General features: G+C 38.7%; 16 protein-coding genes. 1 reads left to right on the top strand and 15 read right to left on the bottom strand.

Annotation, left to right across the window (positions count from 1 at the left end; translation table 11 throughout):
* Positions 1 to 101: 101 nt before the first annotated feature.
* The 3 genes from FCI53_RS09845 to FCI53_RS09835 form a co-directional block, all read right to left on the bottom strand.
* On the bottom strand, positions 102 to 782 hold the full coding sequence (locus tag FCI53_RS09845; RefSeq protein ID WP_210238494.1) for an RpnC/YadD family protein: 681 nt from the start codon (positions 780 to 782) through the stop codon (positions 102 to 104).
* Positions 783 to 971: 189 nt separating this feature from the next.
* On the bottom strand, positions 972 to 1,472 hold the full coding sequence (locus tag FCI53_RS09840) for a hypothetical protein (protein ID WP_138418314.1): 501 nt from the start codon (positions 1,470 to 1,472) through the stop codon (positions 972 to 974).
* Between the two features lie 105 nt (positions 1,473 to 1,577).
* A complete protein-coding gene (locus FCI53_RS09835) occupies positions 1,578 to 2,516 on the bottom strand; it encodes a tetratricopeptide repeat protein (protein WP_138418311.1) in 939 nt (312 codons plus the stop codon).
* A gap of 128 nt (positions 2,517 to 2,644) precedes the next feature.
* On the opposite strand from FCI53_RS09835, the gene FCI53_RS09830 reads away from it, so the two are divergent.
* Positions 2,645 to 3,967, top strand: a complete 1,323-nt coding sequence (locus FCI53_RS09830) for a M20/M25/M40 family metallo-hydrolase (protein ID WP_138418309.1) — start codon at positions 2,645 to 2,647, stop codon at positions 3,965 to 3,967.
* A 352-nt stretch (positions 3,968 to 4,319) separates the two neighbouring features.
* On the opposite strand, the gene FCI53_RS09825 is transcribed toward FCI53_RS09830, so the two are convergent.
* The 12 genes from FCI53_RS09825 to urtA all read right to left on the bottom strand — a co-directional run bounded on the left by FCI53_RS09825 (position 4,320) and on the right by urtA (position 14,239).
* Positions 4,320 to 5,144, bottom strand: a complete 825-nt coding sequence (locus tag FCI53_RS09825) for an urease accessory protein UreD (RefSeq protein ID WP_138418307.1) — start codon at positions 5,142 to 5,144, stop codon at positions 4,320 to 4,322.
* On the bottom strand, positions 5,128 to 5,763 hold the full coding sequence (ureG, locus tag FCI53_RS09820; RefSeq protein WP_138418305.1) for an urease accessory protein UreG: 636 nt from the start codon (positions 5,761 to 5,763) through the stop codon (positions 5,128 to 5,130). The genes FCI53_RS09825 and ureG overlap by 17 nt, the downstream gene beginning before the upstream one ends.
* 53 nt (positions 5,764 to 5,816) lie before the next feature.
* On the bottom strand, positions 5,817 to 6,551 hold the full coding sequence (locus tag FCI53_RS09815) for an urease accessory protein UreF (protein WP_138418303.1): 735 nt from the start codon (positions 6,549 to 6,551) through the stop codon (positions 5,817 to 5,819).
* Positions 6,493 to 6,936 (bottom strand): urease accessory protein UreE, encoded by a 444-nt coding sequence (locus FCI53_RS09810; RefSeq protein WP_138418301.1) that lies wholly within the window; start codon positions 6,934 to 6,936, stop codon positions 6,493 to 6,495. Before FCI53_RS09810 ends, FCI53_RS09815 begins: the two co-directional genes overlap by 59 nt.
* 21 nt (positions 6,937 to 6,957) lie before the next feature.
* Positions 6,958 to 8,673: an urease subunit alpha gene (gene ureC, locus FCI53_RS09805; RefSeq protein WP_138418299.1), complete on the bottom strand. Its 1,716-nt coding sequence runs from the start codon at positions 8,671 to 8,673 to the stop codon at positions 6,958 to 6,960.
* On the bottom strand, positions 8,670 to 9,041 hold the full coding sequence (locus FCI53_RS09800; protein WP_138418297.1) for an urease subunit beta: 372 nt from the start codon (positions 9,039 to 9,041) through the stop codon (positions 8,670 to 8,672). Before FCI53_RS09800 ends, ureC begins: the two co-directional genes overlap by 4 nt.
* 64 nt (positions 9,042 to 9,105) lie before the next feature.
* Complete coding sequence (gene ureA / locus FCI53_RS09795; RefSeq protein ID WP_138418295.1) at positions 9,106 to 9,408, bottom strand: urease subunit gamma; 303 nt, start codon at positions 9,406 to 9,408, stop codon at positions 9,106 to 9,108.
* A gap of 17 nt (positions 9,409 to 9,425) precedes the next feature.
* Positions 9,426 to 10,115, bottom strand: coding sequence for an urea ABC transporter ATP-binding subunit UrtE (gene urtE, locus FCI53_RS09790; protein ID WP_138418293.1), 690 nt, complete (start codon positions 10,113 to 10,115; stop codon positions 9,426 to 9,428).
* 1 nt (position 10,116) lies between these two features.
* Positions 10,117 to 10,884, bottom strand: coding sequence for an urea ABC transporter ATP-binding protein UrtD (gene urtD, locus FCI53_RS09785; protein ID WP_138418291.1), 768 nt, complete (start codon positions 10,882 to 10,884; stop codon positions 10,117 to 10,119).
* Positions 10,820 to 11,929 carry an urea ABC transporter permease subunit UrtC gene (gene urtC / locus FCI53_RS09780; RefSeq protein ID WP_138418289.1) on the bottom strand — a complete coding sequence of 370 codons (1,110 nt, stop codon included), beginning with the start codon at positions 11,927 to 11,929 and terminating at the stop codon, positions 10,820 to 10,822. The genes urtD and urtC overlap by 65 nt, the downstream gene beginning before the upstream one ends.
* A gap of 22 nt (positions 11,930 to 11,951) precedes the next feature.
* A complete protein-coding gene (gene urtB / locus FCI53_RS09775) occupies positions 11,952 to 12,854 on the bottom strand; it encodes an urea ABC transporter permease subunit UrtB (RefSeq protein ID WP_138418287.1) in 903 nt (300 codons plus the stop codon).
* A gap of 83 nt (positions 12,855 to 12,937) precedes the next feature.
* Positions 12,938 to 14,239 (bottom strand): urea ABC transporter substrate-binding protein, encoded by a 1,302-nt coding sequence (urtA, locus tag FCI53_RS09770; protein WP_138418285.1) that lies wholly within the window; start codon positions 14,237 to 14,239, stop codon positions 12,938 to 12,940.
* Positions 14,240 to 14,403 lie beyond the last annotated feature (164 nt).

The raw sequence follows: 14,403 nt of genomic DNA, 5'->3' as shown, positions 1-14,403 counted from the left end.
GCTTCTCCTATACCTACTTTTCGTTGTTTCATGCCATTCACCCTTACAATTTTGGTAATTTATTACTTTAGATTTTACCATTTATTATAAGGTTTTATCAATTAATTGTTAACTGTTTCAACCTCCTTTTGATCTAATTTTAAATAAGATTCGAAAAATCCGTTAATGAGCTCCATTTTAGCTGGGTTAATCTCCATACGTACTAACATCCGCAGGAATTCCTTCTTTACTTGCACTTTTTCTTTTTCCGAATAATTCATCTTACTTAATAATGCTGCTGCAACTGGATTGTCGGATTCAATATATTCGCGCCAATTCTTTTTTCTTAATTCCACAATTAAAAAGTGAAAGGTTAACACATGAAAGAATGGAAAGGACATCTCGAAATCATCCCGTTCATACCGCTTCTCATCATAACTAAATAGAGCTATGGGCAAAATCGGTTTCCTATACCTATTATACAATAGACTAAAATATTGATACATCCGTTCGTTGAAATTGGGTTGTCCGTAATTTTGAGGTTCTACATGAATAATGATTAACGTGTCTTCGCCTTTTAATTTTGCTTCAATCACAATATCTGCTTTTCGGTTTTCACCTTTAATCAAATCTGTAAACATTTCATCAGATAACGGTTTAATTGAAGAAAAATCAATGTGGCGATGTACTTCTGGGAAGAATAATTCGATGAACTCTTCGAAAAATGTCCCAATCAATTGCTTAAATAATTGATCGTGAGGCATATACGGTTTTGACTCTTCACAAACAAGTGACGTTTCCATCATAACCACATCCTTTTGGAGGAATGAGGAGGTTAGCAAGGAGGTAGCTTCTATATTTATTATAAAACAAATAGCCCAAAAGAACAAGTGTTCGCATTTGTTTTTTCATTATTTTTTCATGATCGTATAACGATACCTGGTCCCCCCTGCGCACTTTGAACATTAGATGCTAATACCCTATAACCTCGATCATACCAAATGATTCATGGAGTCAATCACTTCCAAATGTTGACGACGTTTTTTGGATATGTCCAAAGACGAATCCTCTATAAATATTTCATAATCCAAAACGTTTTCACTCCCAATCGTTTCATAATATTTTTTAAACAAAACTTCCATCAATGCATCATAGGAGTGCAAGGATTCTTCAACTAGAAATTTTTGATTCCCATTTGGTTGATAGACAAAAATTTCTGATTCGAAATCACCTCTAGTAACAAAGCGTTCTTCTCGGAATTCGAATAGGAAGAAATCGGAATGTCGCGTATAGAAAAGCAAACAGTTTTTAATTGCTTTATTTAAGTAATGAAACTCCCGATCATAGGCAGAAGTAGACGGTTGTTTAAGTTTTTTTCCTTTTCGTTTACAATCTTTACAAATATGTTGGCGATGGCCCTTTCCACTAAATTTTTCATTCGCACGTATCCTGCCACACACTTTACAGAAATGACCTCTTTTCTTTTTGCCCATTTTAACGCTCCTTATTTTATATTCACACACATACCAAGTGGGACAAGGGGACAGGTTTACTGTCCCAGTTTCCACTGGGACAAGTGCCCTGTCCCCTTGTCCCATTCACATCATCTCGTCTGGTAGTACATCACTTGCTCGGCACAGGATACAGTACGTAATGCCTCTTTTTCGCTTACGGCCTGTTTTTCGATCGATTGTTTCCGTTTCTACTACTTGATCCCAGAAAGGAATACGGCTCTGCATGCGACTAAATGTTCGACGTACGGTGTTTGGTTTATAATCCTGCTCCAATTCGTATTGGTTTAGCTTTCTGATCAATTGATCATTGGTCACATAATCAGAGGCAATCATTACATAATAAAGAAAGTGAAAAGCTGTCGTTTCCAATGAGACGGTTTCGCAACCATATCGGATCGCATAGCCATCTTCATTACGAACCAACAGTACTTGATTTGTATCTTCTACCGCTCCGTCAAATGTCTCCTCATATGTTTCTTCACTAATTAACTTACTCCCATCTGGCGTTACTTTGCGATAATAAATACGCTTGAGCATCGTTTCTGTCGGCACTTCAAGTTGCTTACGAAAATGTTCAATCTTTTCCAGTTCATAATCCACATCAAGATCAAGCTCCATCGACGAATACTGTTTCGATGCTTGTTTTGCTATGTAAATGCCAGCAGTTGTCATGAACATATTCGTTATCATTTGTTGCGTTTCATTCAACCGACCATGATCTAGTGCTATTTGAAAATGATAGATTGCTGTCGCGTAATCTTCCTTTTTAAACAATAAATGCGCCAAGCGATAATTCGCAATCCCATGAACCGGCTTTAGTGCCAATGCTTTTTTTAAAAAGACCTCTGCTAACTTGTCATTTGGTTGATCATTCATTTTATAACTTTCACCAAACCGAACATAAATCGTTATTAGTGCATTCTTAATACGCTCTCGTTCCGCTCGATCATGCTTTGCTTCTCTTAATTGTTTCTTCAACCGCTTCACTTCTAACGGTGGCTCATAGGTTTGTTCTTGGTCCATCTGTCTCTTCCCTTCGCCTCATTCCACTTTTTCTATTATTCTATCACACCTACCTCCCCACAAGTGGGACAGGGGTGCACACCTCTTCCGATATACTTAACCTATCACAAACAAGGAGCTGGTTTTCAATGAACAAACTAGAAAAATTATTAGCGAGACAAGGGTTACAAATGAAAGATCTTGAGCTTCCCTCTCACGAACAGAAACTGTTAAATCTAACTTTAAGCAACTTAAAAACAACGAATCCCTCAGATGCTAAGCTGGCAGATTTATCAGAAGAGATGCTTATAAATCATGTGCAACAAGCTGCATCCTATATGGATGGAATTGGACGTGGAAGTCTTGTTGATCCAAGACGAAATGAACTGCCACTGTCTGACATGGATGACTATATTCGCGGCATCGTCCGTTGGTTAAATGAGCTTGGCATATACACATCGATGAGTTGCGACGGACATGACCGAAGAGCAGCAATGCTTTGGTTGATCGAACCTTTAACACGAAAAGAAATGGATGTCATCCTAACATGTACGCCCGATGATCTTCGAGTTAAATTCCACGGTAAGAAAATAAGCCTACACTACCCTAAAGGACAAAGGAAGTTATTATTAGATACAGCGGAGCGTTTATATCAAATGGTTACGTACCCAGATACGATGATCGACATCGAGGCAAGCAAATTTAAATCTCGTTTAGTTGAGCTTCTTCATATTTCCGGGGAAAGTGGCAAGGAGCGAAACATTCGTAAATGCTTGGATAGAAAACTTCAATCAGTGGTCGATTACACCTATGTAGACGGCGCTCGTAATCTGTTAGCTTATCGCTATTTTGGGGAGGGACCTACGATACTATTGTCTGCACATATGGATACGTTTGAAGAATTTGAAGTTGGACGAAGCCTAAACGAACGAGGAACCACCTTAACAAGTTCGGCGGGTATTTTGGGTGCGGATGATCGTGCAGGAATTGCTGTCATTCTAGAACTTCTCTATCGATTGGAACGTACCAATTTTAATGGAACAATTAAAGTAGCTTTCACCGTAAAAGAAGAAATCGGCTGTGTTGGTTCACAGGACATAGACACTTGCTTTCTTGAAGATGTCAACAGCGCAATCGTCATCGATCGCCGCGGCACACGCGACATTGTGACATCCTATGCCGACATCATTCCATTTTGCTCAGAATCCTATGGAAAAATTTTCGAACAAGCTGGAAAACTTGCTGGCATGCCCGATTGGAAAATAACCGCTGGCGGCCTAAGTGATGCACGCTCCTTTGCAGAAAAAGGCATTCCATCTGTCAATCTATCTGCCGGATATATGCATGAACACACCGATGCAGAAACCGTGGACTACAAAGCAACTTTCGAAACAGTAAAACTTATTGAAACCGCGTTACATGAAAGGCTGATTTTGGGACATGGGGACAGGTTTGTTGTCCCAGTGGTATAAGGGACTCTTTGGGACAAGTGCCCTGTCCCCTTGTCCCTCATTGAGAAATTCGTACAAAACGAAGAAAGATTATGTAGAAAAAGTAGATGCCATTTAACATAGAGACGATCACATATTTGGTACCACTAGAAGAATACAATTTAAAAGGGAACTGGACGCATCCAGTTCCCTTAGGTGTGGTCCGAAGACATCCACCGCTATTTCTATTTATAATATACGGTTTTATTGAAAAATATACAAGTACATTATTTTTGAATTAACAGTAAACATCGTGTGGGACATGGGGTCAGGTTCACTGTCCCACCAGCTACTGGGACAAGTGCCCTGTCCCCTTGTCCCAGTCCCATTTTATTCACTTCCAATAATGCTTCCTTATAAAAGTAGATATCCGGTCAACTTCTTTTTTCAACAATGGTAAATCATTTGATATCCAGCGCACAAGCATGCCTTTACCTTCTAATTTGGTGATTCCCGATTTATGTTTATCTGTTTGTATTAGTATCTCCCCTAAGTTGTGATCCATATTTTCATCCATACTAGGTGAGACAATCCATACATTTGCAATATAATTAAACTGTTCCAGAACACCTAATTGTTTCAGCATTTGCTCGGCAGGGTTTAGACGTAAGGCGTCATAAACTAAACAATCATCATCTATCCAAACTTCAAAATGGGTATGACATTCCCGAAAAGCAAACGTCTCTCCCCTTTTTTCTCTACCGGGGTATAAAATTTCAGCCCATAATAAAGAGGAACTCGATGTCATTTGTACAGAGGTAGCACTGTTAAAACGGGCATCTTCAAATGGTATGACCTCTTCTCGATTCCATTCCAATCTTGCATCCTCATCAAGGTTAATCGTTACTTGTTGGGAACTTGGTTGATCATTAAATGCTGGATAAACTTTAGTTGCTGACTGGGGCATTAACGTAACATTTGAACCCGGTTTTAAATGAACAGTAAATTCATTGTGATCCCCAGCCACCAGTCCACCTGAAGATTCCATTAAATATAACGTACAATGATCCGTTCCATCAATATATAATCCACGACTAGCTTTTAATGGGGGTTGTTGATAACAATCAATTAATCTCGTTTTTCCTCTGCGTTTTTCAAATTTCAATTCAAGCTTACCATCACTTTTCAACAATGATGAAGATTTAGCTAATGCTTGCATTACTAGTCTCTTCACTTTCTTCTAATAGCATATAATAGCGTATCCAATCGATCACTTGATCAATTCCCACACCTTGTTTGACATTAGTAAACACAAATGGCCGCTCTTTACGTGCTTCTTTAGCATCTTTTTTCATTTTATCCAAATCAACTTCAACATACGGAGCTAAATCAATTTTGTTTACTAATAACATGTCAGACCGAATTACTCCTGGTCCACCTTTTCTTGGGATATCCCCACCTTCAGCTACATCAATCACATACATATAACCGTCAACAAGTTCTGGACTAAAGGTGGCCGATAAGTTATCTCCACCACTTTCTAGTAAAATGATATCAAGATCATCGAAACGACGTTTTAATTCATCAATCGCTTCAAAATTCATTGATGCATCTTCTCTAATAGCTGTATGTGGACAACCACCTGTTTCCACCCCAATAATTCGCTCATCTGGTAATACTCCTTGATCCGTTAGGAATTTTGCATCTTCTTTCGTATAAATATCATTGGTAATAACCCCGATACTATAATTAGCTGTCATCTCTCTTGATAAACGTTCAACAAGTGCTGTTTTTCCAGAACCAACTGGACCTCCAATACCAATAATAACTGGTTTCATCGTGCATTCTCCTTTCACGTATTAAAAGTTATCGCTGTTTTCAACAATATAGCTTAAGAAATAAATAATCGAGACGGTAAATAACGATGCTGCATGGAGGCAACTTCTATGCCAACCGCATGATTTGATAAGTCTTGTAAACTTTTATCAAGCACATGCTCGGCAGCTTTAGCAATTTTGGGAATTAATTGATGGATCACTTCAATTCCTGCTTTTTGTCCTAGTGGTACAGCTCGAACGGCATTATGTACTAAGGATACCGTTGAGGAATATAGAAAAGTTAAAATCGTTGTATATAAGTCATATTTCATTTGCGCAGTATAAATACTGTAAGCAATTGGGAAGTGACCACGAATTTTACCCTCATCTAAATACTTTTTCCACGTTTGCAATTTTTCATCTTCAAATACTGGTAAAATAGCTTGTAAAAATTGTTTCCCCATCATTCTACTAGCTTCTCTTGTTTCTACAGCGTTTTTACTCGCATCACAAATTCGTTCCAACCGTATCAGTTGCTTCCAATCGTCTTTTTCCACCAATTGATAAGCTTCTTTTACAAAAATGCCATCTGTATACACTAAATTTTCAAACAAATAAGCATGACAATAGTTTAATAGATCTTGTTTCGTACGGATTTGATCGGATTGAATATACGTTTCCATCCCAAATGATTGTGTGTAAGATCCGATCGGAAACGCCGAATCATGTATATGCATTAAATATAAAACATCAGTGTTTATGGCCCCGGTATTTGAATGGTTGCTTAAATCTACGTTCGGTTTGTTCATAGCTAACACCCACTTCTTCAAAAAGTCGCTCTAATGTTTCATCGTAACGAACGACAATTTCTTCACTAGATATTAAACATGGTGTATGGCGATTTCCTAATTCAAATGCCATTTTTCCCATTTGTACAATCGATTTAGGATAAATTACATATACTTTTTCTTTTTTAGTGCGAATGACAACTTGAAGTCCTTCATCTTGATACAATACATCGCCAACTTTGAGTGGTTCTTTCTCTTCTAGCGCGATCGCTACGTCTGTACCCTTATCTGTTTTCTTTCGCAAAATGCGTTTATTAAGCTCATCCCAATCGAGCTCAACCCACTCACGATTTTGATGTTCTAATTGCTCTTCATCAATATTTCCAATTACCTCTTTTGTTAACATTTCATTCACCTCAACAGTTTTTTAAAATAAGTAGTAACGCTGCGCCATCGATAGTTCACTTAATGGCTCACATGTGATCACTTCTCCATCTACTTTTACCTCATATGTCTCTGGATTCACATCTATCGTAGGTGTTCCTCCATTAAGCGGTAGGTCACTTTTGCTAACTTCACGACAATGTTTCGCGATACCGATTTGCTTTGCAAGTCCCAACCTTTCATGAACCTTTTTGTCATAAGCTGCTTGCGAAATAAAGGTTAGGCTTGTACCATTTCTTGCTTTCCCTAACGAGCCAAACATAGGGCGCATAAACACTGGTTGCGGAGTCGGAATCGATGCATTCGGATCACCCATTTGTGCGTGACTTATCATACCACCTTTCACAACTATTTCTGGTTTTGTTCCAAAAAACTTGGGATCCCATATAACCATATCAGCTAACTTACCAGCTTCCAGTGAACCTATTTCATGGCTCATTCCATGAGTAATAGCTGGATTAATGGTATATTTGGCCACATATCGTTTAACACGTGTATTATCATTCGTTGTACCTTGATCTTCATTCAATTGACCACGTTGTTTTTTCATCTTATCTGCAGTTTGCCAAGTACGTGTGATACTTTCTCCTACCCGGCCCATTGCTTGTGAATCCGATGCAATCATACTAATTACGCCTAAATCATGCAGGATATCTTCCGCTGCAATCGTTTCTGGTCGAATCCGTGAATCAGCAAATGCCACGTCCTCTGGTACATTGTGATCTAAATGGTGACAAACCATTAACATATCTAGATGTTCATCAATTGTATTAGTTGTATATGGACGAGTTGGATTGGTTGATGATGGTAACACATTCGGATATGATGCAATTTTCATAATATCTGGCGCATGTCCACCACCCGCACCCTCTGTATGATAGGTGTGAATGACGCGATCACCTATTGCATCGATCGTGTCCTCAACAAAACCTGCTTCATTCAATGTATCTGTATGGATCGCAACTTGGACATCCATCTCATCTGCAACGGCTAAACAATTGTCTATCGCTGCTGGTGTAGTACCCCAATCTTCATGAAGTTTCAAGCCGATTGCACCTGCTGCAACTTGTTCGCGCAAGGGATCAGGTGATGATGCATTTCCTTTTCCTAAAAAGCCAATGTTGATTGGGAATTGCTCACTTGCCTCGAGCATTCGTTGAATATTCCACTCTCCAGGTGTACAAGTCGTCGCATTGGTTCCTGTTGCTGGCCCAGTTCCGCCGCCTAACATCGTCGTAAAGCCTGCAGCAATCGCTACATCTACCTGTTGTGGACTTATAAAATGAATATGTGCATCAATCGCTCCAGCGGTGACAATTTTTCCTTCACAGGCAATTACTTCTGTCGATGCACCAATAATCATGTTCGGATCGACACCTTCCATGCCATCAGGGTTTCCCCCTTTACCAATCCCAACGATACGTCCATCCTTCACACCAATATCTGCTTTAACGATCCCTGTATAATCAACAATTAGCGCATTAGTTAGGATAAGGTCTAATACTCCTTCTTTCCGTGTTCGCGTCGAGCTTTGTCCCATTCCATCACGCATGACCTTACCGCCACCAAACACACTTTCATCTCCATAAGTTGTATAATCCTTTTCCACTTCTACCCATAAATCGGTATCCGCTAATCGAATCTGATCACCTGTTGTCGGACCATATAACGATACATATTGTGAACGGGAGAGCTTCATGCTTGATCACCTTCTCCTTTAAACCCTTGATTTATGATTCGTTGCGTGACCGTTTGCTTCTGTTCAATCGTTCCATCCGTCAAATTATTTAATCCATAGACATGACGGTTACCTGCTAATTCGACTAGTTCTACTTCTTTTTCCTCACCAGGTTCAAACCGAACTGCTGTCCCCGCCGCTACATTTAGTCGCATCCCAATTGCTTTATCTCTTGCAAATGCAAGGTTTCGATTTGCCTCTGGGAAATGAAAGTGGGAACCAACTTGAATCGGACGATCTCCTGTATTGGCTACTTTTAATGTTAGCGTTTCTCTTCCTTTATTTATTTCTATTTCCTCTTGCTTTAACCGAAGTTCTCCTGGAATCATTCTATTCCTCCTTACCTTTTTGGCATGTTCAACAAGCGGACTTCTCAACTTTAGAACGATCTAGTTAAACGATTGGGTTATGAACCGTTACTAGTTTAGTACCATCAGGGAAAGTAGCTTCAATTTGCACACTTTCAATCATTTCGGGTACACCTTCCATCACGTCATCTGCAGTTAAAACTTGTTTGCCTTCCTGCATTAATTGTGCAACGGTCTTCCCTTCCCTTGCACCTTCAAGTAAATAACAACTAATTAATGCAGTAGCCTCAGGATAATTAAGTTTCAAACCTTTATCTTGCCGTTTTTGCGCTAGCTCCCCTGCCATAAATAACATTAATTTTTCCTGTTCAATTGGAGATAATTTCATTTCTATTCCACCTTTAGTTAAACACTTAAATAACGATAAACAGCTTTGTCATTCAATTGATCTACAGCACTTTCGTACACAATTGAACCATGATCAATGACATAAACATAATCTGCTACATTCTTTACAAATTCTAAATCTTGTTCTACTAGAATCATGGACGTTTGACCATTTTTCTTAATATCAATAATCACATCTTGTATTTCTTGAACAATATTCGGTTGAATACCTTCCGTTGGTTCATCCAACAATAAAAATGATGGATTAGATACTAGTGCTCTTGCAATGGCTAACTGCTGCTGTTGACCACCGCTCAAATCCCCACCATTTCTTTTTTTAAACTCCTTGATAATCGGAAAATAAGTGTAGACATCTTCATTTATTTGCTTACTACCGCCTGCTTCTAAGCCAATTAATAGATTCTCATAAACGGTTAATTTCGGAAATATTTCTCTCCCTTGTGGGACATAACCAATCCCCTGTCTTGCCCGATAAGATGGGCGTCTTTTCGTTAAATCTTTGTCGTTATAAACAACCTTACCTTTGTTTGCATGTAAAATCCCAATAATTGTTTTTAACAACGTGGTTTTACCTACTCCATTCCGTCCCATCACACAGACGACTTGTTTATCTTTCACTTTCAAATCTATGTCACGAATGACCATACTTTCGCCATAACCTGATTTAATCGATTCTAACTCTAGCATCTCAATCCACCTTTCTACCCAAATAAACCTCACGAACTCTTGGATTTTGTTGTACTTCTTCCATACTTCCCTCAGCGAGCAGCTGCCCCTCATGCATTACCGAGACAACGTCTGCAAATTCTTTAACAAATTCCATATCATGTTCAACAATCAACACGGCCCGATCCTTAGCAATCTGCTTAATCAATTCCCCTGTTCTAGTCCGTTCTGTCTTGGACATTCCAGCAATCGGTTCATCTAATAAAACAAGATCAGGATCTTGCATAATAACCATACCGATTTCTAGCCACTGTTTTTGCCCATGTGCCAGGGAACCTGCATGATTGTCCTTTTCTTCGTTTAAACCAATAAGCTCCAACATTTCCGCTAACTTTTGTTCATCTACTTGATTGTTTTTTGCTTTCATAATAGAGAATAAGCTCTTCTTTTGTTTCATCGCAATTTCCAAGTTTTCATAAACAGTTAACTGTTCAAAAATAGATGGGGCCTGGAACTTCCTTGAAATTCCCCGGTGGACAATTTGATTTTCAGTCATTTTTTTTAGATTATAGGTTTCACGAAATGTTAATTCCCCTTCACTTGCTTGCGATTTCCCACAAACAACATCTAACAACGTTGTTTTCCCAGCTCCATTTGGACCTATAACAAAATGAACGGTGTTTGGACGAACTTGGAAATCTAATTGATTGATTGCCTTAAACCCACTAAATTCCACTGATATTTTTTCCGACTTTAACACTGTTTGGGTCTTTGTTAACGTTTGTGACATTGATTTGTTTACTCCTCTCTTGGAATTTATTGATAACTCCCATTAATCCTTTCGGCAAGAAAATAACTACGATAACGAATAGTGCACCAAGGAAGTAAGTCCAAATATCTGGATAGGATTCACTAAATCCTGTACTAGCAGCATTAACAAATAATGCACCTATAACAGGACCAATTAGTGTGGCACGGCCACCTAAAGCAACCCACAATACCATTTCAATCGATGGAATAATCCCAATCATTGTTGGGGAGATGATTCCAACTTGGAGTACAAATAGCATGCCAGCTAGACCTGCTAATGCAGCTGAAATCGTATAGACAAATGTTTTATAAATAGATGGATTATAACCTAGAAATCGCATCCGATTTTCTCCATCACGAACACCAATTAAAACTTTTCCTAACCGTCCTTTTACCATCTTTCTACAACCGATAAATACAAGTGCTAGCATCACAACTGTCACCAAATAGATAACCGTTTGTGTCGATGAACTATTAACTGAGAACCCGAAAAATGTTTTAAAATTCGTTAAGCCACTCGTACCACCAGTTAGATTTTGTTGTCCGATTAACAACGTTGTGACAACAAGCACCATTGCCTGAGACAAAATAGTAAAATAGACTCCGTTAATTCGATTACGGAAAGTCAAATAGCCTAACAAAAACGCAACAGCTGCTGGTATTAAGATACCTAATATAATAGCGACTATCGGATATTGAAATGGAATCCATATTAGTGGTAACTCTTGCATCCCACTCCAAGCCATGAAGTCTGGTAACCTACCACCTCTTGCTTCTAACGTTAAATACATCGCCATACAATAGGCTCCGAGTCCAAAGAAAATACCATGCCCTAAACTTAAAACACCCGTATAACCCCACAATAAGTCCAATCCGATCGCAACAATCGCAAAGGTTAAAAATTTACCAAGCAAATTTAATCGGAAATCCGATAAAAAAAGCGGAGCCAATAATAATGCTAGAAAAAGAATACATAAAACTAACTTTCTATTTTGAAATACCGTTCGGTAAATTGCTTTTTGCATAACTTCAACGCTCCCCCCCTATTTAATCTAAAGACCTTGTACGTGACGAAACAAACCCTGATGGTCTCCACTGTAAAAACGCAATAATCAATAAGAAAATTAATACTTTACCAATCGATGCATTGGTGGCATATTCGAAAACCGTATTGAAAAAACCAATGCCAAAAGCACCAGCAACAGCACCGAATAAGGCACCAACACCACCAACAACGACGACCATAAATGCATCAATAATATAAGCCGTTCCTACTGTTGGTCCAATTGAACCGAGTAATGTTAAGGCGCAACCAGCAACACCTGCAAACCCTGAACCAATCGCAAACGTAATCACATCTACTTTTCTAGTAGATACCCCTAAACACTCGGCCATCTGCCGATTTTGCATTACCGCTCTTACTCTTCGACCATTAGCGGTACGATAAAAATAAATATAAATACCAGCTAAACATACAACCGCAAGTCCCAGAATAAATAAGCGAGAATATGGTAATAGTAATGAGCCGATTGTAAGTCCACCATCTAAAAAGGATGGGCTTGATACACCAACATTTGGTGCTCCAAATATTGTTCTTGCTAACTGTTGCAACATTAACCCAACACCCCAAGTTGCTAGTAAACTATCTAATGGGCGGTGGTATAAAAAGCGTATTAATGAACTTTCTAACAACATCCCTACTCCTGCAGCTACAACAAGTGCTACCGGTATCGCAACAATAAAGTAAATATCAAAGTATTGTTCTGGAACATAATTTACAAATATATTTTGAACAACATACGTAACATACGCACCAATCATGATTAGTTCACCATGCGCCATATTAATGACATTCATTAAACCGAATGTTATTGCTAAACCAAGCGCAACTAATAAAAGGATTGAACCTAAACTTATGCCGTTAAAAAGTGTTAATAATATTTCATTCATATAAAATTCTCCCTTTCATGAGCAACGGTGAAAAGGAAGAGGAAGTAGAATCAATTATCCTACTACCCCTATTAAATCCCGGATTATTCCACATCACTCAAAGATTCAGCTAATTCACTTGCCCAATCATATGTTTCTAAGTATGGATCTGGTTTTACTGGTTCGTCGGAGTTCCACAATTCATCGATTAAACCATCTTCTTGAATTTCACCTATTCGAACCGTTTTATACACGTGCTGGTTGTCACCGTCAATTTTCACTTTCCCACCGGGTGCATCAAATTCTAACCCTTTCGCAGCTTCTTTTACTTCATCTACATCAGTGGTTCCTGCTTCTTCCACTGCTTGTGCCCATAAATAAACTCCAAAATAACCTGCTTCAATTGGGTCATCTGTTACACGATCTTCTCCATATTCTTCTTGATAATTCGATACGAAGTCTTCATTTTCTGGTGTATCAGTTGTTTGGTAATAATTCCAACTAGTCAGATGCCCTTCGGTTACATCTGCACCAATCCCTTGAATTTCTTGTTCTGCAACACTTACCGATAACACAGTTACATCATCTGAAGTAATACCCGCATCATCTAACTGCTTGAAAAATGCGACATTACTGTCACCGTTTAGTGTATTAAAAATAACATCAGGTTCCTCACCCTTGATTTTTGCAATAACTGTATTGTAGTCAGTATGTTCAAGCGGTGTATATTCTTCTCCGACTAGATTTCCTTCACCGTCTTCTAACTGTGCTTTGATTGCGGCATTAGCAGTTCGAGGAAAAACATAGTCAGAACCTAACAAGAAGAAATCTGTTCCACGATTTTCTAACAACCAATCTACAGCAGGTACAATTTGTTGGTTAGGTGCAGCACCTGTATAGAAAATATTTGGTGAGTCTTCCATTCCTTCATATTGAACTGGATACCAAAGTAACCCATTATTTTCTTCTACTACTGGAAGCATTGCTTTTCGACTAGCAGATGTCCACCCGCCAAAAATTGTCGCAACTTCATCTTGTTCTAGTAATTTACTAGCTTTTTCGGCAAAGGTTGGCCAATCTGATGCCCCATCTTCCACAACAGGTTCCAATTCCTTACCTAATACTCCGCCATTCTCGTTTATTTCTTCAATCGCCAATAATTCTGCATCCCTTACAGATGTTTCACTAATCGCCATCGTCCCACTTAACGAGTGCAAAATCCCCACTGGAATTGTGTCTCCGTCATCAGTTGAGCTATCCTCTGATTCCGAATTCGTTTCCTCTGCTTCAGCATCTGTGTCTTGTTGATCATCTGCATTTGCCGCATTGTCTGCTGCTGAACAAGCAACTAGCAATGAAGCTATAAGACCAATGACGAATAATAAAATACTGTTTTTCTTTTTCAAATTGTCCCCTCCTAAATGTATTGATAAAAAATCTTACAAGCAAAAGGTTATCAACGCGATAGATTACTTTCCATCTTATTGTAAGGTAATCTAACATAGTTTTTTAAAATTTTTCTAAATATTTAGTAAACTGCATGTAATCGTAAGGGTTTTCTATGCTGTTG

The sequence above is a fragment of the Aquibacillus sediminis genome (assembly GCF_005870085.1).
In the GTDB taxonomy this organism is placed as follows: domain Bacteria; phylum Bacillota; class Bacilli; order Bacillales; family Amphibacillaceae; genus Aquibacillus_E; species Aquibacillus_E sediminis.
This window is presented reverse-complemented; position numbering and strand designations above follow the sequence as displayed.